We start from the raw sequence: 22,767 nt of genomic DNA, 5'->3' as shown, positions 1-22,767 counted from the left end.
GCTCTAAACCGCTTTAACTGAGACCTTCTACCAACAAGGCATCAACCCGCTGGAAGCCTCGCGGCAGCTTGTTGCCACGCCGGCCACGCTCGCCCTTGTAGTGCTCCAGGTCATCGGCCTTGAGCGACAAGGTGCGTTTGCCCGCCTGCAACACCAGGGTCGCGCCGTCCGGAATCACCGCCAGGTCAGTGACGTATTCCTCGCGGCTGGCCACGCGTTCACCGGGAATCCCAATGATCTTGTTGCCCTTGCCCTTGCCCAGTTGCGGCAGATCGCTGACCTTGAAGATCAGCAACCGGCCTTCGGTGGTCACCGCCGCCAGCCAGTTCTGCTCACGGTCGGCCACCGGCTTGGGCGGCATCACCTTGGAGCCGTTAGGCAGGCTCAGCAGGGTCTTGCCCGCCTTGTTCTTGGCCTGCAGGTCTTCACCCTTGACCACAAAACCATACCCGGCGTCGGAAGCGATGACATACAGGGCCTCGTCTTCAGGCAGCAGCACGCACTCGAAGCTGGCTCCCGGTGGTGGTGTCAAACGACCAGTCAGCGGCTCGCCCTGGCCACGGGCCGAAGGCAAGGTATGCGCCGCCACCGAGTAGCTGCGCCCGGTGGAGTCGATAAACACCGCGAACTGGTTGGAGCGCCCCGCGGCCGAGGTCTTGAAGCCATCACCGGCCTTGTAGGAAAGGCCCGTAGCATCAATATCATGGCCTTTTGCACAGCGAACCCAACCTTTTTCCGACAGAACGACCGTCACCGGCTCGGTCGGCATCAGTTCGTTTTCCGACAGGGCCTTGGCTTCGCTACGGGCGACAATCGGCGAGCGACGGTCATCGCCGTAGGTTTGCGCATCGGCCAGCAGTTCGTTGCGGACCAGCTTCTTCAACTTGGCTTCGCTAGCCAGCAGCGCTTGCAGCTTGGCCTGTTCCTTGAGCAGCTCATCCTGCTCGTTGCGCAACTTCATCTCTTCCAGCCGCGCCAACTGACGCAGGCGGGTATCGAGGATGTAGTCGGCCTGGATCTCGCTGAGGTCGAAACGCGCGATCAACTCGGCCCGCGGGTGTTCCGCGGTGCGGATGATATGAATCACTTCATCCAGATTGAGGTAGGCGATCAGCAAGCCGTCCAACAGGTGCAGGCGCTTCTCGACCTTGTCCAGGCGGAACTTCAGGCGTCGGCGCACGGTGTTGACACGGAACGACAACCACTCCACCAGCAAGGTGCGCAGGTTCTTCAACTGCGGCTTGCCGTCGAGGCCGATGATATTGATGTTGACCCGGTAGCTGGACTCCAGGTCAGTGGTAGCGAACAGATGCTGCATCAGCTCATCGAGGTCGATGCGGTTGGAGCGCGGGATAATCACGATCCGACACGGGTGCTCGTGGTCGGACTCATCGCGCAGGTCGGCGACCATCGGCAGCTTCTTGGCCTGCATCTGCGCGGCGATCTGCTCCAGCACCTTGGCCCCAGAGACCTGGTGCGGCAGGGCATGCACGACGATATCGCCGTCTTCGATGCGATAGACCGCGCGCATGCGCACCGAGCCACGCCCGGTTTCGTAGATTTTCAGCAGGTCGGCTTGCGGCGTGATGATTTCCGCTTCGGTCGGATAATCCGGGCCCGGAATGAACTTGCACAGGTCCTCGACGCTGGCACTCGGATCATCCAGCAGATGCACGCAGGCGCTGGCGACTTCCCGCAGGTTGTGCGGCGGCACGTCGGTGGCCATGCCCACGGCGATACCGGTGGTGCCGTTGAGCAGGATATTCGGCAAACGGGCCGGCAAGACCGCCGGTTCGTCGAGGGTGCCGTCGAAGTTCGGCACCCAGTCCGCAGTGCCCTGGCCCAGCTCGCTGAGCAGCACTTCGGAATACCGCGACAGCCGCGACTCGGTGTAACGCATGGCCGCGAAGGACTTCGGATCGTCCGGCGCCCCCCAGTTGCCCTGGCCATCCACCAGCGTATAGCGGTAGCTGAACGGCTGGGCCATCAGCACCATGGCTTCGTAGCAGGCCGAATCGCCGTGGGGGTGGAATTTGCCGAGCACGTCGCCGACGGTACGCGCGGACTTCTTGTGCTTGGCGTCGGCATCCAGCCCCAGCTCACTCATGGCGTAGACGATCCGCCGCTGTACCGGCTTCAGGCCGTCGCCGATATGCGGCAGCGCACGGTCCATGATCACGTACATGGAGTAGTTGAGGTAGGCCTGTTCGGTGAAGTCAGCCAATGACCGGCGTTCTACGCCATCCAGGCTGAGATCAAGGGAGTCGCTCATGCGGGCCTCATCAGTTCGTAGTCTGGCGCGGCGGCGTTAGCACCGCGCAGGTGAATTCGGGGGTATTCAACACGCGGGCCCGGCAGCCGTGGTTCGCCGCCGGGGCAACCGCGCATCAGGTCAGGACCTCGGCCAGGTTGCCCTTGGATTCGAGCCAGGTCTTGCGATCACCGGCGCGTTTCTTCGCCAGCAGCATGTCCATCATTTCCGAGGTGGCCTCGAAATCGTCCAGGGTCAACTGCACCAGGCGCCGGGTGTTCGGGTCCATGGTGGTTTCCCGCAATTGCGGCGGGTTCATCTCGCCCAGGCCCTTGAATCGGGTGACCTGGGGTTTGCCGCGCTTCTTCTCGGCCACCAGGCGATCGAGAATGCCGTCGCGCTCGGCTTCGTCGAGGGCGTAGAAAATCTCCTTGCCCAGGTCGATCCGATACAGCGGTGGCATCGCCACGTAGACGTGACCGGCATCCACCAGCGGGCGGAAATGCTGGACGAACAAGGCGCAGAGCAGGGTTGCGATGTGCAGGCCGTCGGAGTCGGCGTCGGCGAGGATGCAGATCTTGCCGTAGCGCAGCTGGCTGATGTCCGCCGCGCCCGGATCGACGCCAATGGCCACGGCGATATTGTGCACTTCCTGGCTGGCGAGCACTTCGCTGCCGTCGACTTCCCAGGTGTTGAGGATCTTCCCGCGCAACGGCAGGATCGCCTGGAACTCCTTGTCCCGCGCCTGCTTGGCCGAACCGCCGGCGGAATCACCTTCCACCAGGAACAGCTCAGCCCGCATCGGGTCCTGCCCGGCGCAGTCGGCCAGCTTGCCCGGTAGCGCCGGCCCTTGGGTAATACGCTTGCGCTCAACCTTCTTGCTCGCCTTCAGGCGCCGGCCGGCGTTGTTGATCGCCAGCTCAGCCAGTTGCATGCCCAGCTCGGGGTTGGCATTGAGCCACAGGCTGAAAGCGTCCTTGACCACCCCGGAAACGAAGGCGGCCGCTTCACGGGAAGACAGGCGCTCCTTGGTCTGGCCGGAGAACTGCGGTTCCTGCATCTTCATCGACAGAACAAAGGCAATCCGCTCCCAGACGTCTTCCGGCGCCAGCTTCACGCCACGCGGCAGCAGGCTGCGGAATTCGCAGAACTCACGCATGGCATCGAGCAGGCCCTGGCGCAAGCCATTGACGTGGGTCCCGCCCTGGGCGGTGGGGATCAGGTTGACGTAGCTTTCCTGGACGCTGTCGCCGCCTTCGGGCAACCACAGCAGAGCCCAGTCCACCGCTTCCTTATTACCGGCGAGGCTGCCGCAGAACGGCTCGTCCGGCAGCCGCTCGAATTCACTGACCGCATCCACCAGATAGGAACGCAGGCCGTCTTCGTAATGCCACTCGACCTTCTCGCCGGTGGCCTTGTCCTCGAAGCTGACCAGCAGCCCCGGGCACAATACCGCCTTGGCCTTGAGCACGTGCTTGAGGCGGCTGACGGAGAACTTCGGCGAATCGAAATACTTCGGGTCCGGCGCAAAGTACACGCTGGTGCCGGTGTTGCGCTTGCCGACAGTGCCGATCACTTCCAGCTCGGTAGCCTTGTAGCCATCGGTGAAGGTCATCTGGTATTCGTTGCCATCGCGCTTGACCCGGACCCGCACCTGGGTCGACAAGGCGTTGACCACGGAGATCCCGACGCCGTGCAGGCCGCCGGAGAACTGGTAGTTCTTGTTGGAGAACTTGCCGCCGGCGTGCAGCTTGGTGAGGATCAGTTCGACGCCCGACACGCCCTCTTCCGGGTGAATGTCCACCGGCATGCCGCGACCGTCGTCGGACACTTCCAGGGAATGGTCGGCGTGCAGGATCACCTGCACCGATTTCGCATGCCCGGCCAAGGCTTCATCGACGCTGTTGTCGATGACTTCCTGGGCAAGGTGGTTCGGCCGACTGGTGTCGGTGTACATGCCCGGGCGTTTGCGCACCGGGTCGAGGCCCGAGAGGACTTCGATGGCGTCTGCGTTATAAGAGCTAGCGCTGGGAGTGGCCATGGGGTCTCGTCGTCAGTCGTCTATGAATAGGGGTCATTCTCAAGGCACCGTGCCTCAGGGCATCAGAGCCGCGAAAAATCGATCGCCTGGTATCTATCGGCACCGATGCCGGCAAAGCTGAGCAACGCCGGCAATTGTTCGGCAAAGCCCTGGAAACTATGATCGCCGCCGGCCTGGATACGCAAGGCACAGGCCCGGTAATACTGCTGGGCGGCACGATAATCCAGGGTTTCATCGGCGGTCTGCAGCCAGACCTGGAAACGTTGCGGGTCCTGGGGGGCCGGGACTTCCAGCTCGGCCAGGGCCGTCACATGATCGACGCTCAGGTCCCAGGTCTCGCCGCTGTAGAGGTTCTGTTGGGGACCGAGGTAGCCGTCGAACATCCGGTGCGGCGCCACCGCCGGGTTGACCAGCAACGCCTTCAGGCCATGGCGCTCGGCCAGGCACGTCGCATAGTAGCCGCCGAGCGAGCTGCCGACCAGCAGTGGACGACCGAGTTCGGCAATCGCTGTTTCCAGTTGGAGCATCGCCTGGCGTGGATGATGATGCAAGGCCGGTACCCGCAACTGCGCTTCCAGGCCCAGGCGCTGCATCAGTTGAATCAACTGAGTGGCCTTCTTCGACAGCGGCGAGCTGTTGAAGCCGTGGATATACAGGATCGAACCGGACATGTGATCACTCTCCATTGGCAGGCTCCCGCACACAAGCGCCAGGCACCGCACAGACAAAGACGCGCAGTTTAGCCTGACTCCGGCGCGCTGACTCGCCTTGAGACGTTTCCTACTTGTTAAGCAGAAGTGATCAGTAGCCGGTACCGCCGTAATCGACCTCGAAATCGAAGCCACGGACCCGGGAAACCGCGGTCTCCAACCGTCCGTCCGGATGCAGGCGCAGCCAGCGATAACCTGGAGCCTTGTCGTCGACCTTGAACGCTTCGCTGCCCGGCGCGAACTGCACACAGGTAGAGGGTGACGCCAGCAAGCGCACGCCGTTGCGCTCGCGGTCCAGTTCCTGGTGGATATGCCCCCAGAGCAGCGCGCGAACCTGGGGAAAGCGGTCCAGCACGGCGAACAGCGCCTCGGGGTTACGCAAGCCGATGGGCTCCATCCAGGCACAATCGATGGAAATCGGATGGTGATGGAAACACACCAGATGATGACGCTGCGGTGCTTCGCTCAGCGATTGCGCGAGCAACTGCAGCTGTTCGTCCTGCAGATAGCCCGGTACCGAGCCCGGCACAGCGGAGTCCAGCAGGGTAATCCGCCAGTTGCCGATATCCACCACCGGCTCGAGCAGGTCGCTGTGGTGAGCGGCCTCGGCCATTTCCCGCAACTCGTCGTGATTGCCCGGGAGCCAGCGTGCCGGGGCGCCGATCACCTCGCTCATCTCACGGAACTGCCGATAGGACGCCACTGTTCCGTCCTGGGACAGGTCGCCGGTGGCCAGCAGCAGATCGACGCCGGGCTGTTCCGCCAACACGCAGTCGATGACCCGTTGCAGGCTGTCGCGGGTATTCATGCCCAGCAAGGTAGCGTCCGCCTCGGCAAACAGATGGCTGTCGGACAGTTGCACCAGCAGCACGGCGTCCGCGGGGGTCGACTGAGTGGATACGCTCGGCAAGAGGCTCTCCTGCAAAATACTGAGGGGTCGTTCTGCACGCTTCGGTCAAGAAAGCGCGCCGCAGGCAATTATGGTCGGGGAATCGGTAAAGAGGAAATGGGCGAAACGGACACACTTCACATTTAACCGGATACAACCTAGCGAACCGCCTCGAATTCATGGCCGCAGGCCAGGCAGTGACTCAACCACTCGCCGAGAAAGACATTGAGCTGGGCTTTTTCGTCCGGCTGGTGCATGGCCGAGTTCGGATACGGATAGATACTGCGAAAGCGCCGGGCATGCTCGGCACTGATCACCTCGGCCATGCGCGCGTCGTGGTAGACCTGTACCTGCAACTGCGGCACCGGCAACCACGGCAGGCTGTGCTCCTGACGCACCAGCAAGGTGGTGGTGTAGGGATTATCCTGCAACACCTCCAGCGCCAGCACGCCGAGCATCTGCTCGCCCTGGGTCATGGCAATGCGCCGTGCACGCTGCTGCTCGCGCATCTGCGGCAGCAACCGCATCAGGCGTGCGTAGTTGGCCTCGCAGGCCGCTTGCAGCCCCACCAGGTCAACCCGATAACGTTCGCGCAACAGACTTACGACCATAACCCCCTCACTTCAGCGCGGTTCAATGCCAGCCATTGCAAGGCAATGATCGACGCCGCGTTGGCAATTCGCCCATCGCGCACGGCTTGCAGGGCTTCTTCGAAAGCCCAGACCGTGGCACGGATATCCTCATTTTCTTCTGCCAGCCCGTACAGGCCGCCAGCCCCTTGAGTGTCGCAGCGCCCCAGGTACAAATGCACCAACTCGTTGCTGCCACCCGGCGACGGAAAGTACCGGGAGATCGGCCACAGGGCCGTCAGATTCAGATCAGCTTCCTCCTGTGCCTCGCGGCGGGCAACCTCTTCCGGTTCTTCGTCCTTGTCGATCAGACCGGCGACCAGCTCGATCATCCAGGGATTCTCGGCCTTGCCCATGGCCCCCACCCGGAATTGTTCCAGCAACAGCACTTCATCGCGCCGGGCATCGTAGGGCAGGACACACACCGCATCGTGCCGGACAAAGACTTCACGATTGATCGTATTGCCCATGCCACCATCAAACAGTTCATGGCGCAGGTGCAGCCGATCGAGTCGATAGAAACCCTTGAAGCAGTTCTCCCGCAGGATGATCTCGACCGTGGTCGGGCTGCTCTTGGTGCTGTCCGTCATCATCTTCCCCATTGCGATAGCGGCGAGGCTTTCCCTCGACTTCGCACCATCCTAACGCGCCGAAGTGCCATGATGCAGCCCTTTCCCCTCGCCGGGATAGACGGGCGCCCCTGAAACCTACTCTAATTAGCTTAGTGGCGAACCGAGTACGCCGCTGACAGTCGAAGCACGATCACTTGACCTTTCTTTCGCTGACGAAGGACACCCATGTCGTTTTTTAAAATCGCCGCGCTGACGGTAATAGCCCTGACCCTGGGCGCCTGCCAGAGCCTGTTCCAGCCCAGCCTGAAGGCGCCGCTGAGCGTCAAGAGCGACACCTCCGAACAGATCAAGCCGGGCTGCAACGATCCGGATTGCCCGCTGGTGAACATCGATACCGTGCATTTCCCCGATGAGCCGCAACTGGACGCCGCGGTGGAGCGGACATTGCTGCAAATGGGCCGCACTTCGGCCAACGGACCATTGCCGACCTCGCTCAAGGCCTATCGCGAACAGTTCCTCGCCACTGCCGAAAGCCGCCACAGCAGCTATTTGCAAGCCAAGGTACGCGAGCAGCATGACGGCTTGGTGATCCTCGAGCTCGCCAGCTACCTGGACGACGGCGACGAACACGGCATGCCGGGGCGCGGTTTCCTCACCTGGTCACGCCAGGAGCAGAAGGCCCTGAGCTTGCAGGACATGCTGCTGCCGGGCCAGGAAGAGACGTTCTGGAAGCTGGCCAAGGTGGCCCATAACAACTGGCAGATCAACAACCGGTTGGACCAGGACTTCGTTACATCCTGGCCCTTCCAGAAAACCCCAAACGTCACCCTGGCCAGCGACGGCGTGATCCTCAAGTACAACGTGACGACCATCGCCCCTTACGCCATGGGCCTGATCGAGCTGAACATTCCGTACCAGCGCCTCAACGGCGTGCTCAAGCCCGAGCGGTTCCCCGCCCGAGGCTGAACGCCCGACCGAGCAGCCCTTGCAGCAACCCCGCCAGCAGCAGTGATGGCAGGGTAGCGCCCAGTTCCGGATGGAAGTTGGCCAGCAGGTGGTAGGTCGACACGCCACCCAGCCAGGCCAACAGCGCCGGCCAGCGCAACAGCGACGCGGCACCCGCGGCGCTACGCCCACGCAGGATGAAGTGATCCACCAGCACCACGCCGAACAGCGGCGCGAACACCGAACCGATCAGCAGCAGGAAGTTCTGGTACTGCGCCAACGGTGCGAAGCAGGCGATCAGGGTGCAGAGCACGCCAATGGCCAGGGCCAGGTGTTCGACCTTCCAACGCAGCAGGATGCCGCTGGAGACCGCCGCCGAGTGGATGTCGGCAAAAGCGTTTTCCGACTCGTCGAGCAGAATCAGCAGCAGCGGAATGCCCAGCCCGGCACCGGCCAGGGCCAGCAGCAAGGCATTGGTTTCACCGCTGGGGGCGAACGCCAGGGTGTAGGCCACGCCCAGGCTCATCAGCCAGAAGTTGCCGATCAGAAAGCCCAGCGCCGTACCGCCGAACACGCTTTTCGCGCGTTTGCCGAAGCGTGAGTAATCGGCGATCAGCGGCAGCCAGGACAGCGGCATGGCAATGGCGATATCGAAGCCCACGGCAAACGGCATCGAACCGTCACCGGCCTGCGCCCAGAGTGCCGCCAGGTCGGCCTTGGCAAACAGGTTCCAGGTCAGCCACAGGCAGGCCGCCAACAGCAACCAGATACCCCATTTGCGCAGGATCTTGCGTACGAAGGTCAAAGGACCGCTGACCGCCAGCAAGGTCGCCAGTGCGCCGAACACCAGGGTCCAGAGCAGCGGGTTGGCCAGCAGGCTGCCCGCGCTGAACGCCTGGGCGCCCAACAGGCTGGCCGCATCGCGCATGACGATGATTTCGAACGCGCCCCAACCCACCAGTTGCAGCAGGTTGAGCAGCGCCGGCAGGCTGGCGCCGTACTCGCCGAGACTGAGTTTGAGCGCGGCCATGGAGGACAGGCCGGTGTCGCTGCCGATCACGCCGACCGCGGCCAGCAGCAGGACGCCGACCACGGTGCCGAGGAGGATCGCCAACAACGAGCCGGACAGGCCCAGCCCCGGCGCCAGCAAGGCACCGGTTTGCAGGACCATCAGGCCGATGCCGAGGGAGAACCACAGGGAAAACAGATCGCGCGCGCCGAACACACGCTTGTCGGCGGGGACCGCGAGATCCGGGGAATAGGTGCTACTAGGTGTGCTCAAGGGAGGGGGATCTCGAAGATAGTGTTTATGCCGTGAATGCGCTGGCGCCTGCCAGGGCCTCTTCGCGGGCAAGCTCCGCTCCCACAAGTCCTCAGTCGTGCACAAACTCAGGCTCGACTCAAGTCCTGTGGGAGCGGAGCTTGCCCGCGAAAGGGCCCTTACAGGCACCCTATTACTTCAGATCGCGTCAAACCTTCTGGTACAACTGGCTGCCTTCGCGCTTGAAGCGCTCGGCCTGTTCCGCCATGCCCTGCGCGGCCTCCACATCGACCGCTTCGATACGCTGGTTGGCCGCGTATTCACGGACTTCCTGGGTGATCTTCATCGAACAGAACTTCGGCCCGCACATCGAGCAGAAGTGCGCGACCTTGGCCGAATCCTTCGGCAGGGTCTCGTCGTGATAGGCCCGTGCGGTATCCGGGTCCAGGCCGAGGTTGAACTGGTCTTCCCAGCGGAACTCGAAACGCGCCTTGCTCAAGGCGTTGTCACGGATCTGCGCGCCCGGGTGGCCCTTGGCAAGGTCGGCGGCATGAGCGGCGATCTTGTAGGTGATGATCCCGGTCTTCACGTCATCCTTGTTCGGCAGGCCCAGGTGCTCCTTGGGCGTGACGTAGCAGAGCATGGCGCAACCGAACCAGCCGATCATCGCCGCGCCGATGCCGGAGGTGATGTGGTCATAGCCCGGTGCGATGTCGGTGGTCAGCGGGCCGAGGGTATAGAACGGCGCCTCGTCGCAGCACTCCAGCTGCTTGTCCATGTTCTCCTTGATCAACTGCATCGGCACATGCCCCGGGCCTTCGATCATGCACTGCACGTCGTGCTTCCAGGCAATCTTGGTCAACTCGCCGAGGGTCTCCAGTTCACCGAACTGCGCTTCGTCGTTGGCGTCGGCAATCGAGCCCGGACGCAGGCCGTCGCCCAGCGAGAAGCTGACGTCGTAGGCCTTCATGATTTCGCAGATTTCGTCGAAATGGGTGTAGAGGAAGTTTTCCTTGTGATGCGCCAGGCACCACTTGGCCATGATCGAGCCGCCACGGGAAACGATCCCGGTAACGCGCTTGGCGGTCATCGGTACATAGCGCAGCAGCACACCGGCGTGGATAGTGAAGTAGTCGACGCCCTGCTCTGCCTGTTCGATCAGGGTGTCGCGGAACAGCTCCCAGGTCAGATCCTCGGCCACGCCGTTGACCTTCTCCAGCGCTTGGTAGATCGGCACGGTACCGATCGGCACCGGCGAGTTGCGGATGATCCACTCGCGGGTTTCATGGATGTGCTTGCCGGTGGACAGGTCCATGACCGTGTCCGAACCCCAGCGGATGCCCCAGGTCAGCTTGGCCACTTCTTCCTCGATGGAAGAACCCAGGGCGCTGTTGCCGATATTGCCGTTGATCTTCACCAGGAAGTTGCGGCCGATGATCATCGGCTCCAGCTCCACGTGGTTGATGTTGGCCGGAATGATCGCGCGACCGCGGGCGATTTCCTCGCGGACGAATTCGGCGGTGATCTGTTTCGGGATGCTCGCGCCAAAGCTGTGGCCCGGGTGCTGCTGCTTGAGCAGGCCGGCGGCACGGGCCTCCTCCAGCTTGAGGTTCTCGCGGATGGCGACGTATTCCATCTCGGCGGTGATGATGCCCTGGCGCGCGTAGTGCATCTGGCTGACGTTGGCACCGGCCTTGGCCCGACGCGGGTTGTGCACATGGGCGAAACGCAGCTTGGTCAGTTCAGGGTCGGCCAGGCGCTGCTGGCCGAAGTTCGAGCTCAGCCCGGTCAGGCGCTCGGTGTCGCCACGGCTGTCGATCCACGCCGAGCGCACATCGCCCAGGCCCTTGCGCACATCGATGGTCACGTTCGGGTCGGTGTAGGGGCCGGAGGTGTCGTAGACCAGCACCGGGGCGTTGATCTCGCCGCCGAAATCGGTCGGGGTCACATCCAGGCTGATTTCGCGCATCGGCACGCGGATATCCGGGCGCGAGCCCTGCACGTAGATTTTCTGCGAACGGGTAAAAGGCTGTACCGATTGCTCATCGACCTTGGCTGAATCGCTGAGGTTGGCGGCATCTTTTGATTTTGTACTCATCACGGCTCTCCAGACGGTATCCAGGGGATTGTCGGGACGAACCTGAAGGTACGGACGCACCAGAACGGGTGCTGTGCTCGGTCCTGCAGAACGCTGTTCGATTGTCGAACAACATCCCGGACGGAGCACAAGAGGACTCGCCGAGGGACGAGAAATCTTGTTCCCTACGCAGGCGCTAACCTGATCAGGTTCAACGGGATCCGGAATTATCCGATCTCAGCCTCATAGCAAGGCACCCCGACAAGAACCAGCCGAGTGTAGAGAAGACTGCGACATAATGCCATCTCCCCCTGATTCGTCTGGATAAATGGCAGATATACCGGATTGTTGCCGCCCCGCCCCGGCACTACACTCGCTACGTCTTGACGCTGGGCAAGCCGGGCAGTAGCCTCGGTCATCGCATTACCACCGTAATATTTACTCTAGGAACTGTCTCATGCTGCGCAAATTTTCACTGGCCCTGGCCGTGTCTTGTGCGACCAACGGATGGGTCTGGGCAGCTGAAACGCCCCTGACGGCCAAGACCGACCTGGTCAGCGTGTACCAGGAGGCCGTGGGCAATAACGCCGACCTGGCCGCCGCCCGCGCCGACTACGACGCACGCAAGGAAATAGTGCCCCAGGCCCGCGCCGGCCTGCTGCCGAACCTGTCGGCCGGTGCCGATGTGAACAACGTCCACACCTCCATCGACCAACCGTCGACCAGCCTGAACCGCAGCGCCACCACCTACCAGGCGACCCTGGCCCAGCCGCTGTTCCGTGCCGACCGCTGGTTCCAGTACCAGGCTGCCAAGGACGTCAACGAACAGGCCGCCCTGCAACTCTCGGCGACCGAGCAGAACCTGATCCTGCAAAGCGCCGAAAGCTACTTCGCGGTGCTGCGCGCCCAGGACACCCTGGCTTCGACCAAGGCCGAGGAAGCGGCGTTCAAGCGCCAGCTCGACCAGTCCAACGAGCGCTTCGACGTCGGCCTGTCGGACAAGACCGACGTGCTGCAATCCCAGGCCAGCTATGACACCGCTCGGGCCAACCGGATCGTTGCCCAGCGCGCGGTGGCGGACGCCTTCGAAGCCCTGATCACCCTGACCAACCGTCAGTACAACTCGATCCAGGGCATCGTCCACACCTTGCCGGTGCTGGCGCCGACCCCGAATGATGCCAAGGCCTGGGTCGACACCGCGGCCCGACAGAACCTCAACCTGCTGGCGAGCAACTATGCCGTCAGCGCCGCCGAGGAAACCCTCAAACAGCGCAAGGCCGGCCATGCCCCGACCCTTGATGCGGTGGCCAAGTACGAGGCCGGCGACAACGACGGTTTCGGCCTGAGCAACCCCAACGCGCTGAACCAGAACTATGCCGGCCCCGTGAAGCAGACCACGATCGGCCTGCAATTGACTGTCCCGCTCTACAGCGGTGGCCTGACCAGCTCGCAGGTGCGTGAATCCTATTCGCGCCTGAGCCAGACCGAACAGCAGCGTGAAGCCCTGCGCCGCCAGGTGGTGGAAAATACCCGCAACCTGCATCGCGCGGTGAACACCGATGTGGAACAGGTGCAGGCACGCAAACAGTCGATCATCTCCAACCAGAGTGCGTTGGAAGCGACCGAAATCGGTTATCAGGTGGGCACGCGCAATATCGTCGATGTGCTCGATGCCCAGCGCCAGCTGTACACCTCGGTGCGCGACTACAACAACACCCGCTATGACTACATTCTCGACAACCTGCGCCTGAAGCAGGCAGCGGGCACCTTGAACCCGGGCGACCTGAGCGACCTGCAGCGCTATCTGAAGGCCGACTACAACCCGGACAAGGACTTCCTCCCGCCGGATCTGGCGAAGGCCGCGGCGGCCAATCTCAAGGGCAGTCCGAAGTATTGATGGAGACCTTGAGAACGCCACGAAACCCTGTAGGAGCCAGCTTGCTGGCGATGAGGGCCTTGAGCCCCACGCCGTCCAAACCGACGCCATCGTCGGCAAGCCGGCTCCTACAAGGATCGCGTCGACGGGACTAACGCGACAGCGACAGCAAGCGCCCCAACCCATCCAGCAGGCGCTGCAATGCGCCCTGGTTGGCCTTCATCACCTTCAGCCCCGCCTCGCCCATCTTCTGCGCATCGCGCGGCAATTCGAACAGACGCTGTACCGCCACGGCCAGCCCTTCGGCATCCTCGACTTCCTGCAACGCCCCCGCCTCGCGCATCAACGCGGCGATCTCGAGGAAGTTGAACAGGTGCGGCCCGCTCAACACCGGCTTGCACAGCGCCGCCGGCTCCAGCAGGTTATGCCCGCCGTTGGGGACCAGGCTGCCGCCGACAAACGCGCTGTCGGCCAGGGCGTAGAGAAACAACAGTTCACCCATGGTGTCACCGAGCAGCACCGCGGTTTGCGCACTGACCGGTTCGCCACTGGAGCGCCGTACCGTCGAAAAGCCCTGCTCCTGGCACAGGGCGAACACACTGTCGAAACGCTCCGGATGACGCGGCACCAGAATCAACAGGGCGTTCGGATAGCTGTCCAGCAATTGCCGATGGGCCGCCAGCACCACCGCGTCCTCCCCCTCATGGGTACTCGCGGCGATCCACACCGGCCGCTCCTGTGCCTGCCATTGCCCACGCAACTCGGCGGCGCGCACCAGCAGTTGCGGGTCGATGCTCAAGTCGAACTTGATCGAACCCGTCACCTCGACACATTCAGGCCGCGCGCCCAACTGCCGGAAACGCTCGGCTTCGGCTTCGGTCTGCACCGCGATCAGGCTCATTTCTTCCAGCATCGGCCGGGTCAAGCGAGCGAAGCGCCCATACCCCCTGGCCGAACGCGCCGACAACCGCGCATTGGCCAACGCCACCGGAATCCCGCGCTTGGCGCACTGATGGATATGGTTGGGCCACAGCTCGGTTTCCATGATCACCGCCAGCTTCGGCCGGGCCACATTGAGAAACCGCGCCGCCGCCCACGGCAAGTCGTAAGGCAGGTAGCAATGCTGGATCCGCGGCTCGTCGGCGAATAGCGCCTTGATCCGCTCGGAACCGGTGGGCGTCATGCAGGTCACCGTGATCGGCAACTGCGGATACTTCGCCAGCAACGCGCGGATCATCGGCGCGGCGGCAATGCTCTCGCCGACCGACACCGCGTGCACCCAGATCCCCTCCGGGCGCAGTGTCGGCAGGCCACTGGCAAAGCGCTCGCCGACACGCCGGGCATAAGCCGGGGCCTTGCGCGCCCGCAGCCATAGACGCAACGCCACCAGCGGCAGCCCCAAATGAAACAAAAAGCTGTAGAGAGTTCTATTCATGGCGACGGAGTTTATCGGCTTTTTCAACCAATCGCCTGCAAGTGCTCGGCAAACCGTTCGGCCAACCAGCGCGCCGCCGGCCCCAGGGGTTCGTCACGGCGCCAGACCAGCTCCACCACCAGCGCCGGCGGCGTCCATTCGCTACGCAGCTCGACCATCTGGTTCTGGTACGCCGGGTATTGCACCACATGACGCGGCAACCAGGCCCAACCCAGACCACGCATCAGCAGTTCGGCCATCACGTAGAAGGAGTCCGCCCGCCAGACTTGCGGGCTGAGCGGCTCGCCGCCGGGATAACCGCTCTGTTGCGGGGCGATGAGCAATTGCCGATGCTGGGCCAGTTGCCGGCGGTTGACCTGCCGCTGCGCCGCCAGCGGATGATTGACTGCGCACACCGTGACCATTTCGACACTGCCCAGCACGCGCCGCTCCAGGGTCTGCGGCATCTGCTCGTGGTGGAACAGCAGGCCCAGGTCCGCACGGCGCTCCACCAGCTTGCGCGCGACATCACCCTGGGCGCCGCTGGCCAGTTGCACCTCGACACTGGGGTAATGCTCAGACAGTGCCTCCAGGCTGTCGAGTACCGGCTGGTAGGGCATGGCCTCATCCTGGGCCAGGCGCAAACAGGCCTCCTGCCCGCGCATCAAGGCCAACGCCCGGCCATTCAGGCGATCGCACTGGCGCAGCACTTCCCGCGCCTCTTCCAGCAAGGCGGCGCCGGCCTCGGTCAACTTCGGCTGGCGACCGCTGCTACGCTCGAACAGCGCCACCCCCAGGTCGGTTTCCAACAGGGCGATCGCATTGCTGACCGCCGACTGCGCCTTGCGCTGTTCACGGGCCACGGCGGAAAACGAACGCTGCTCGGCGACACCGACAAACAGGCGCATCTGCTCCAGGTTCCACTGAATACTCATGAACAACCCATCTTCTTTTCAGATAGGTAATGACTTTACCCCATCTGTCGACTCTCTAGAATGCCAACCTTATCAGCAGGCCCCAACACGAGAGATTGCCCCATGCACGCTTACTACTACCTGGCCATTGCCATCTGCGCCGAAGTCATCGCCACCGTTTCCATGAAAGCGGTCAAGGGCCTGAGCACGCCGCTCCCCCTGCTGCTGATCATCGTCGGTTATGCCATTGCGTTCTGGATGCTGACCCTGGTGGTGCGCACGGTGCCGGTGGGCGTCGCCTACGCGGTCTGGGCCGGGATGGGGATCGTGATGGTCAGCGTCGCGGCGCTGTTTCTCTACGGCCAGAAGCTGGATATCCCGGCCATGCTCGGCATGGGCCTGATCGTGCTCGGGGTGGTGGTGATCCAGCTGTTCTCGAAGACCGCCGGGCACTAGGGCCCCCGTGACGCGCGGGCAAATTCCCATTGTAGGAGCGTCGACCGGCTGCTCCTACACAAACCCGCGCACCACCGGAATACCCCCCAAGAGCGCGATCGACCGCCAACCGCCCTGTCATGAGCCTGTATACTGCGAGCCTTGTCTTGAACACCGAGGTTGTCGCATGCCATCCGCTCTCTCCACCGATGTCCTGATTGTCGGCGCCGGCGTTGCCGGTCTCTGGCTCAACGCGCGCCTGCGCCGCCAGGGCTTTTCGACGGTCCTGGTGGAAAGCGCCAGCCTCGGCGGCGGACAGAGCGTCAAGTCCCAGGGCATCATCCACGGCGGCGCCAAGTACGCCCTGCACGGGGCCCTGAGCGGCGCCTCGGAAGCCATCGCCGATATGCCGCGGCGCTGGCGCGAAGCCCTGGCCGGCAACGGCGAGCTCGACCTGACGGGCGTGCGCCTGCTGTCCGAAGCCCATTATCTCTGGTCCCCCGGCACCCTGGCCGGCAACCTCACCAGCTTCTTCGCCAGCAAGGCGGTGCGCGGCCGGGTCGACCAGGTCAAGGGCGAACAACTGCCGCCCGCCCTGCAAGACCCGCGCTTCAAGGGCAAGGTCTATCGCCTGGCCGAACTGGTGATCGATGTGCCGAGCCTGATCACCCGCCTGGCCGAACTGGCCGGTGACGGCTTGCTCGCCGGCCACACTATCGAACCGCTGCTGGACAACGAGCAATTGGTCGGCCTGCGGGTCGACGGACGGAATATCCATGCCCAGCGCATCGTGCTCAGCGCCGGCGCCGGCAACGCCGCGTTGCTCAAGGCCCTGGGCCTGAGTCAGCCGGCCATGCAGACGCGACCCTTGCACATGGTGCTGGTCAAAGGCCCGAGCCTGAAGCCGCTGTACGCCCATTGCCTGGGCGGCGGGCCCAAGCCGCGCATTACCGTGACCACCCATCCGGCGGCCGATGGCCAATGGGTCTGGTACCTCGGCGGTGATATCGCCGAGGCCGAAGGCGTTGCCCGCGAGCCTGCCGCGCAAATCGCCAGCGCACAGAAGGAGCTGGGCAACCTGCTGCCCTGGGTCGACCTCAGCCAGGCACAATGGGCCACCTTGCGGGTAGAGCGCGCCGAGCCGCTGCAATCGGGCCTGACCCGTCCGGACAATGCCTTCCTCGCCGAGCAGGATCGCCTGCTGGTGGGCTGGCCGACCAAGCTGGCCCTGGCGCCGGACTTCGCCGATCGCGTGTTCAAGAGCCTGGAGCGCGACGGTATTCGCCCGGGCCCGGCAACCACCTTGCCCGAACTGCCGAAACCGACCATGGGGCAAACCCCTTGGGAGCAACTGCTGCCATGAGCCAGCCGACCCTGCACGACCTGCATCGGGCCCTGGGCGGTACCGGCCTGCGGGTGTCGCCCCTGGGCCTGGGCACCGTCAAGCTCGGCCGCGACCAGGGGGTCAAATACCCCAACGGCTTCCAGATTCCCGACGATCAGCAAGCCCGCCAGTTGCTCCAGCTGACCCGCGACCTGGGCATCAACCTGATCGACACCGCGCCGGCCTATGGCCGCAGCGAAGAACGCCTTGGCCCGCTGCTACGCGGCCAACGCCAGGAGTGGGTGATCGTCAGCAAGGTCGGCGAAGAGTTCGAAGCCGGCCAATCGAGCCATGATTTTAGTGCCGCCCACACGCGCTTTTCCGTGGAGCGCAGCCTGCAACGCCTGGAAACCGACTTTATCGACCTGGTGCTGGTGCACTCCGACGGCAACGATCTGGCAATCCTCGAACACAGCGATGTCTACCAGACCCTTGCGGCCTTGAAACGCGAAGGCAAGATCCGTGCTTTCGGTTTTTCCGGCAAAACCGTCGAAGGTGGGCTGAAGGCTCTGGAACAAGGTGATTGCGCGATGATCACCTACAATCTGAACGAACAGGGCGAGAAGCCGGTCATCGACTATGCTGCCAGCCACGGCAAGGCGATCCTGGTGAAAAAGGCCCTGGCCAGCGGCCACGCCTGCCTGGCCCCGGATATCGACCCGGTGCGGGCCAGCTTCGAACTGCTATTTGCACAGCCCGGCGTTGCCAGTGCTATTGTCGGCACCATCAACCCGCGGCACCTCGCCGACAATGTGGCGACGGTGGCCCGGGTCATTCGCCAAAACTGATGCCGCCCAGGCGGCCGACCCCGACGCAAGAAGGAGCCGAGATGCCGCGGACGCTAATACGCAAGAACCCCAGCGACTTCAAGACCCTGCCGTTACTCGTCGAGGCGACACCCGAAGGCTTGTGCTACCAGAGCGTCGGGATGCCGTTGAACTTTGCGCAAACCTTGCACAAGCGCAAACCGGTCACGGTGGCCAACCCCGAGCGCTTCGCCCTGGAACTGGCCAATCTCGGCGTCTCTGTGCGGCTGACCCTGCACTGGCACAATCGCGATTACTGGGTGCTGGTCCGCCAGCGGCGCCAGGATCGCGGCGATGTGGTGCTCAAACTGATTTCCGGCTATGTCCCGGCCCATGAACTGGCCATCCCGCTGCTCACCGCGATTGCCGAAATCGCCGAGGAGTGCCTGCTGGAAACCCCGGAAGGCTGGCTCGGTGGCCGCTTCAACGACACCTGGTTGCCGACGCCCTACTCGGCGGCCCTGCATTACCGCGAGGCCCTGCCCTTTCGCCTGACGCCCTTGTCCGGAGCGGCGCGGCCGGTACGCTGCGGTGCCCAGCAACTGATGGAGCGACCGCGGACCTACGTGCACCTGCCCACGGCGTCATTGCAACTGATCTATGACCTGCGCCTGGACGTCCCGCGCGAGGCCAAGTCCCTGAGCCTGTTCCATGTCGACGAGCGCCTGGAAAACGATCAACTGGTGGCTCGCCTGGACCGCGGCCGACCCGACCTGTACCTGATGCCGCTCAAGGACGGGCAGCCCTGCGCCGAGCTTTACACGCTGAAAAAGGATCAACTGCATCCGGCCAGTACCCGTGGCCTGTACCTGGCGGAAAGCTTTGCCCGACAGGAAGGCTGGGTGGTGCGCGAGGAGCGGATTCGCTGGAAGGACTGGGTCCGCCAGCAAGGGCTGGGCGAGCCTGAGAAAGAATCGAAGATCAAGCGCCTGACCGGCAAGGCACGGCAGATCCTGCGCAAGATCGTGCCGCTGAAAACCGGGCGCTGACAGGGAGGAATGTACGCCATCCCTGTGGGAGCCGGCTTGCCGGCGATGGCGACCGTATAGTCACCACAAGGCTCAAGGGCCTCATCGCCGGCAAGCCGGCTCCCACACACGGGCCTGGCGCTTATCAGTTGCTCCGGATCTTCTCGACAATCGCCGTGGTCGAGCTGTTTTCCACCAGCCCCAGCACTTTCACCGTACCGCCATAGGCCGTCACGATGGAGGCGCCGACCACTTGGTCGATCCCGTAATCCCCACCCTTGACCAACACATCCGGCTTGACCTGGGCCAGCAGGTTTTCCGGCGTACCCTCAGGGAAGCTGATAACCCAGTCCACCGCACCCAGGCCGGCCAGTACGGCCATGCGCCGATCAACGCTGTTGATCGGACGGCCGGGACCCTTGAGGCGGCTCACCGAGGCGTCGTCGTTGACCGCGACGATCAAACGATCGCCCTGGGCCCGCGCCTGCTCCAGGTAGGTCACGTGACCGGCATGGAGGATGTCGAAGCAGCCATTGGTGAACACGATCGTTTCGTTGTGCGCCCGGGCATCGTCGACCGCCAGCAGCAATTGCTCAAGGCCCAGCACACCGCGCTCGGAACCTTCCTCGCGCTGGATCGCCCGGCGCAGTTCAGGCGCGCTGATGGCCGCCGTACCGAGTTTGCCGACGACGATGCCGGCGGCGAGGTTGGCCAAGGCCACCGCGTGGGGCAGTTCTTCGCCCGCGGCAATGGCCGCTGCCAGGGTCGAGATCACCGTATCGCCGGCACCGGTCACATCGAACACTTCGCGGGCCCGGGCCGGCAGGTGCAGCGCCGGATGATCGGGGCGCAGCAGGGTCATGCCATGCTCGCCACGGGTCACCAGCAAGGCACCGAGGTCCAGGTCCTGCATCAACTGGGCACCCTTGGTCACCAGCTCATGCTCATCGGCGCAACCGCCGACAATGGTTTCGAATTCGCTGAGGTTCGGCGTGATCAGGCTCGCGCCACGGTAGATCGAAAAGTCCTTGCCCTTGGGGTCGGCCAGCACGGGGATACCCCGTGCCCGGGCGGCCTGGATCAGGGCTTGGTGATTCTTCAAGGCGCCTTTGCCGTAATCGGACAGCACCAACACCTTGACCCCTTCGAGCAAACCGTCGACTTCAGCCCCGAGGGCCAGGGCATCGGTGGCGAAGGGTTCTTCAAAGTCGATCCGCAGCAACTGCTGGTGACGGCTCATGACCCGCAGCTTGACGATAGTCGGCTGGTGCGCAATGCGCTGGAACAGGGCCCGGACCCCGGCGCCCTCGAGGCTGTTGGCCAGGCTGTCGGCCGCCTCGTCGTCACCAGTGACCCCCACCAGCGATGCCGGGGCACCCAGGGCGGCGATGTTCAGGGCAACGTTGGCGGCGCCGCCGGGGCGATCTTCAATGTGCTCGACCTTGACCACCGGTACCGGGGCCTCAGGAGAAATCCGTGAGGTACCACCATGCCAGTAACGGTCGAGCATGACATCGCCGACCACCAAGACAGGGGCTTGATCGAATCGCGGCATGGACAACTTCATGGAGCAACCCACATAAAAAATGAACAGGGGCGCGATATTAACACAGGGTTGCCGAAGGCTTGCCTAGACAAAACAGGGCGCAACGACCAGCGTCGCGCGCCCTGCCAACGGATCAGACGATCCCGACGTGTGCCGGTTCATCCAGGCCCATGGCATTGAGCCGAGCGTAGTAACCGTTCTGAACCAACAGCTCGGCATGGGTGCCGCGCTCGACGATACGGCCCTGGTCCATGACCAGGATCAGATCGGCCTTCTCGATCGTCGACAACCGGTGGGCAATCACCAGGGTGGTGCGCCCTTGCATGGCATGATCCAGGGCAGCCTGGATATGCCGCTCCGACTCGGTGTCGAGGGCCGAGGTCGCTTCGTCGAGGATCAACAGCGGGGCGTTCTTGAGCAGCGCCCGGGCGATTGCCAGACGCTGGCGCTGGCCACCGGAAAGCAGCACGCCGTTTTCACCCACCAGGGTGTCAAAGCCCTGGGGCAGTTGCTCGACGAAATCCTTGGCATAGGCGTCCGCCGCCGCGGACTCGATATCGGCCCGGGGAGCGCCGGCCAGATCGCCGTAGGCGATATTGTTCGCCACGGTGTCGCTGAACAGCGTGACATGCTGGGTCACTTGGGCAATGTGTCGACGCAGGTTCAGCAGTCGATAGTTCTCGATCTCCACGCCATCGAGCAGAATCTCCCCGCTGCCATGGTGATAAAAGCGCGGGATCAAGGCTGCCAGGGTCGACTTGCCGCTGCCGGAGCGGCCGACCAGGGCGACCATCTGGCCAGGAGCGACACTGAAGCTGACATTGTCCAGGACCTGCCGCTCGGTTCCCGGATAGGTAAAGCTCAGGTTGCGCACTTCCAGATGCCCACTGACCGACTCGCGCTCCACGGTACCGTTGTCCACTTCCGGAGTGACGTCGAGTTGCTCGAAGATGCTTTCGGCACCCGCTACCCCCTTCTGGACCGTCGAGCTGACCTCGGACAACTGGCGAATCGGCTTGGGCAGCAAACCGGCCAGGGTGATGTAGGCGATCATGTCGCCCGCCGAGGCATCGCCACGCAGGTAGAGCACCAGGAACAACAGCACCGCCATGGCGCTGTAGATCACCATTTGCAACATCGGCGTATAGATCGCACCGGTGCGGGTCATGCGCAACTGCCGGTCGGTGTTGCTCAGGCTGGCCTTGAGAAAACGCTTCTGCTCATAGGTTTCACCGCCGAAGCTGCGAACTACGCGATAGCCCTGGATAGTTTCCGAGGCAACATGGGTGACATCACCCATGGCGACCTGGATCTTCTTGCTCTGCTTGCGAAACTTCTTGCTGGAGGTGCTGACCATCACCGCGATCAACGGCAGGATGGCAACCATCACCAGGGTCAGGCGCCAGTTCATCCACAGCAGCGAGAGGAACAGGAAGACCACGGTCATGCCTTCGCGGATCACCACCTTGATCGCGTCGGTCACCGCCCCGGTGACCATGGTCACGTTGAAGGTAATGCGCGAGATCAGGTGCCCGGAGTTGTGGGTGTCGAAATAACGATTGGGCAGGGTCAGCAGGTTATTGAACAGCTCCACCCGCAGATCGTGGACCAGCCCCAGGGACACCTTGGCCAGGAAGAAGTTACCCAGGTACGAGCCCAACCCTTGCCAGGCAGCGATCAGCACCAGCAACAGCGGCACCGCCTGCAGCAACTGCAGGTCGCGCAGGTAAGGTACCGAGGGAAACAGCGCGGCTTGCGGATCGGACAGGCCGTCGACGAAATATTTCAGAATATAGCCGAGCATCGGCTGGGTCGAAGCGAATATCAGGAAACCCACGATACTCAGGGCGAACATGCCAATATAAGGCCGTACGTAGCCGAGTAGGCGGAAGTATACTTTCAAGCTCGAGGGGCTTGCGCTGAGACTGGATTCGGTCATATCACGCGGCGATTATGAAAAAGGAGGCTGACTTTAGCACAGCTTCCCAGCTGTACCTGCACATGGCACAAGCAACAATCCTGGGCCTCGACCAATGACATTGAAATGCC

At 63.3% G+C, this 22,767-nt stretch carries 18 protein-coding genes and 1 riboswitch; of the genes, 6 read left to right on the top strand and 12 right to left on the bottom strand.

Annotated elements, in window-relative coordinates; translation table 11 throughout:
• Positions 1-13: 13 nt before the first annotated feature.
• From parC to AC07T0_RS11355, 6 genes are all read right to left on the bottom strand, one after another.
• Positions 14-2,272, bottom strand: a complete 2,259-nt coding sequence (gene parC / locus AC07T0_RS11380; protein ID WP_495001274.1) for a DNA topoisomerase IV subunit A — start codon at positions 2,270-2,272, stop codon at positions 14-16.
• A 115-nt stretch (positions 2,273-2,387) separates the two neighbouring features.
• A complete protein-coding gene (parE, locus tag AC07T0_RS11375; RefSeq protein WP_495001273.1) occupies positions 2,388-4,292 on the bottom strand; it encodes a DNA topoisomerase IV subunit B in 1,905 nt (634 codons plus the stop codon).
• 62 nt (positions 4,293-4,354) lie between these two features.
• Entirely contained in the window at positions 4,355-4,963 is a 609-nt protein-coding gene (locus tag AC07T0_RS11370; protein ID WP_495001272.1) for a YqiA/YcfP family alpha/beta fold hydrolase, read from the bottom strand.
• Between the two features lie 130 nt (positions 4,964-5,093).
• Positions 5,094-5,912, bottom strand: a complete 819-nt coding sequence (cpdA, locus tag AC07T0_RS11365) for a 3',5'-cyclic-AMP phosphodiesterase (protein ID WP_495001271.1) — start codon at positions 5,910-5,912, stop codon at positions 5,094-5,096.
• A 137-nt stretch (positions 5,913-6,049) separates the two neighbouring features.
• The gene (locus tag AC07T0_RS11360) at positions 6,050-6,502 is read right to left on the bottom strand and encodes a DUF1249 domain-containing protein (protein WP_248745306.1); all 453 of its coding nucleotides are present in this window, start codon (positions 6,500-6,502) and stop codon (positions 6,050-6,052) included.
• Positions 6,493-7,110, bottom strand: a complete 618-nt coding sequence (locus AC07T0_RS11355) for an NUDIX domain-containing protein (RefSeq protein ID WP_495001270.1) — start codon at positions 7,108-7,110, stop codon at positions 6,493-6,495. Before AC07T0_RS11355 ends, AC07T0_RS11360 begins: the two co-directional genes overlap by 10 nt.
• Positions 7,111-7,317: 207 nt before the next feature.
• Between AC07T0_RS11355 and AC07T0_RS11350 the strand changes: the two genes are divergently transcribed.
• Positions 7,318-8,058 (top strand): RsiV family protein, encoded by a 741-nt coding sequence (locus AC07T0_RS11350; RefSeq protein ID WP_495001269.1) that lies wholly within the window; start codon positions 7,318-7,320, stop codon positions 8,056-8,058.
• On the opposite strand, the gene cytX is transcribed toward AC07T0_RS11350, so the two are convergent.
• Both cytX and thiC read right to left on the bottom strand, forming a co-directional pair.
• Positions 8,027-9,319 (bottom strand): putative hydroxymethylpyrimidine transporter CytX, encoded by a 1,293-nt coding sequence (cytX, locus tag AC07T0_RS11345; protein WP_495001268.1) that lies wholly within the window; start codon positions 9,317-9,319, stop codon positions 8,027-8,029. The genes AC07T0_RS11350 and cytX overlap by 32 nt on opposite strands.
• A gap of 187 nt (positions 9,320-9,506) precedes the next feature.
• The gene (thiC, locus tag AC07T0_RS11340) at positions 9,507-11,396 is read right to left on the bottom strand and encodes a phosphomethylpyrimidine synthase ThiC (RefSeq protein ID WP_495001267.1); all 1,890 of its coding nucleotides are present in this window, start codon (positions 11,394-11,396) and stop codon (positions 9,507-9,509) included.
• Positions 11,397-11,540: 144 nt separating this feature from the next.
• Positions 11,541-11,646: riboswitch (TPP riboswitch) on the bottom strand.
• A gap of 186 nt (positions 11,647-11,832) precedes the next feature.
• On the opposite strand from thiC, the gene AC07T0_RS11335 reads away from it, so the two are divergent.
• Positions 11,833-13,272 carry a TolC family outer membrane protein gene (locus AC07T0_RS11335; protein WP_495001266.1) on the top strand — a complete coding sequence of 480 codons (1,440 nt, stop codon included), beginning with the start codon at positions 11,833-11,835 and terminating at the stop codon, positions 13,270-13,272.
• A gap of 130 nt (positions 13,273-13,402) precedes the next feature.
• Here AC07T0_RS11335 and waaA read toward each other — a convergent pair whose 3' ends face one another.
• The gene (gene waaA / locus AC07T0_RS11330) at positions 13,403-14,686 is read right to left on the bottom strand and encodes a lipid IV(A) 3-deoxy-D-manno-octulosonic acid transferase (protein ID WP_495001265.1); all 1,284 of its coding nucleotides are present in this window, start codon (positions 14,684-14,686) and stop codon (positions 13,403-13,405) included.
• A 23-nt stretch (positions 14,687-14,709) separates the two neighbouring features.
• The gene (locus AC07T0_RS11325; protein WP_495001435.1) at positions 14,710-15,594 is read right to left on the bottom strand and encodes a LysR family transcriptional regulator; all 885 of its coding nucleotides are present in this window, start codon (positions 15,592-15,594) and stop codon (positions 14,710-14,712) included.
• Between the two features lie 108 nt (positions 15,595-15,702).
• On the opposite strand from AC07T0_RS11325, the gene AC07T0_RS11320 reads away from it, so the two are divergent.
• The 4 genes from AC07T0_RS11320 to AC07T0_RS11305 all read left to right on the top strand — a co-directional run bounded on the left by AC07T0_RS11320 (position 15,703) and on the right by AC07T0_RS11305 (position 19,193).
• Positions 15,703-16,035, top strand: a complete 333-nt coding sequence (locus tag AC07T0_RS11320; RefSeq protein WP_100940484.1) for a DMT family transporter — start codon at positions 15,703-15,705, stop codon at positions 16,033-16,035.
• 166 nt (positions 16,036-16,201) lie between these two features.
• Positions 16,202-17,377, top strand: coding sequence for an NAD(P)/FAD-dependent oxidoreductase (locus AC07T0_RS11315; protein WP_495001264.1), 1,176 nt, complete (start codon positions 16,202-16,204; stop codon positions 17,375-17,377).
• On the top strand, positions 17,374-18,186 hold the full coding sequence (locus AC07T0_RS11310) for an aldo/keto reductase (RefSeq protein ID WP_495001263.1): 813 nt from the start codon (positions 17,374-17,376) through the stop codon (positions 18,184-18,186). Before AC07T0_RS11315 ends, AC07T0_RS11310 begins: the two co-directional genes overlap by 4 nt.
• A 41-nt stretch (positions 18,187-18,227) precedes the next feature.
• Positions 18,228-19,193, top strand: coding sequence for a metal ABC transporter ATPase (locus AC07T0_RS11305; RefSeq protein WP_495001262.1), 966 nt, complete (start codon positions 18,228-18,230; stop codon positions 19,191-19,193).
• Positions 19,194-19,317: 124 nt separating this feature from the next.
• Here the strand turns inward: AC07T0_RS11305 and hldE are convergent, their stop codons facing one another.
• Positions 19,318-20,739: a bifunctional D-glycero-beta-D-manno-heptose-7-phosphate kinase/D-glycero-beta-D-manno-heptose 1-phosphate adenylyltransferase HldE gene (gene hldE, locus AC07T0_RS11300; protein ID WP_495001261.1), complete on the bottom strand. Its 1,422-nt coding sequence runs from the start codon at positions 20,737-20,739 to the stop codon at positions 19,318-19,320.
• A 112-nt stretch (positions 20,740-20,851) separates the two neighbouring features.
• Complete coding sequence (gene msbA / locus AC07T0_RS11295; RefSeq protein WP_495001260.1) at positions 20,852-22,657, bottom strand: lipid A export permease/ATP-binding protein MsbA; 1,806 nt, start codon at positions 22,655-22,657, stop codon at positions 20,852-20,854.
• Between the last annotated feature and the right edge of the window lie 110 nt (positions 22,658-22,767).

Source organism: Pseudomonas sp. GW821-FHT04D07, from assembly GCF_059420225.1.
The sequence above is the reverse complement of the archived record's forward strand: the minus strand, read 5'-3'. Positions and strand labels throughout refer to the sequence as shown.

Coding starts and splice junctions, on each gene's coding strand:
- parC (WP_495001274.1), bottom strand. CDS start 2,272: ATGAGCGACTCCCTTGATCTCAGCCTGGATGGCGTAGAACGCCGGTCA.
- AC07T0_RS11320 (WP_100940484.1), top strand. CDS start 15,703: ATGCACGCTTACTACTACCTGGCCATTGCCATCTGCGCCGAAGTCATC.
- AC07T0_RS11335 (WP_495001266.1), top strand. CDS start 11,833: ATGCTGCGCAAATTTTCACTGGCCCTGGCCGTGTCTTGTGCGACCAAC.
- hldE (WP_495001261.1), bottom strand. CDS start 20,739: ATGAAGTTGTCCATGCCGCGATTCGATCAAGCCCCTGTCTTGGTGGTC.
- AC07T0_RS11305 (WP_495001262.1), top strand. CDS start 18,228: ATGCCGCGGACGCTAATACGCAAGAACCCCAGCGACTTCAAGACCCTG.
- AC07T0_RS11315 (WP_495001264.1), top strand. CDS start 16,202: ATGCCATCCGCTCTCTCCACCGATGTCCTGATTGTCGGCGCCGGCGTT.
- msbA (WP_495001260.1), bottom strand. CDS start 22,657: ATGACCGAATCCAGTCTCAGCGCAAGCCCCTCGAGCTTGAAAGTATAC.
- AC07T0_RS11370 (WP_495001272.1), bottom strand. CDS start 4,963: ATGTCCGGTTCGATCCTGTATATCCACGGCTTCAACAGCTCGCCGCTG.
- AC07T0_RS11310 (WP_495001263.1), top strand. CDS start 17,374: ATGAGCCAGCCGACCCTGCACGACCTGCATCGGGCCCTGGGCGGTACC.
- thiC (WP_495001267.1), bottom strand. CDS start 11,396: ATGAGTACAAAATCAAAAGATGCCGCCAACCTCAGCGATTCAGCCAAG.
- AC07T0_RS11360 (WP_248745306.1), bottom strand. CDS start 6,502: ATGGTCGTAAGTCTGTTGCGCGAACGTTATCGGGTTGACCTGGTGGGG.
- AC07T0_RS11350 (WP_495001269.1), top strand. CDS start 7,318: ATGTCGTTTTTTAAAATCGCCGCGCTGACGGTAATAGCCCTGACCCTG.
- AC07T0_RS11355 (WP_495001270.1), bottom strand. CDS start 7,110: ATGACGGACAGCACCAAGAGCAGCCCGACCACGGTCGAGATCATCCTG.
- waaA (WP_495001265.1), bottom strand. CDS start 14,686: ATGAATAGAACTCTCTACAGCTTTTTGTTTCATTTGGGGCTGCCGCTG.
- parE (WP_495001273.1), bottom strand. CDS start 4,292: ATGGCCACTCCCAGCGCTAGCTCTTATAACGCAGACGCCATCGAAGTC.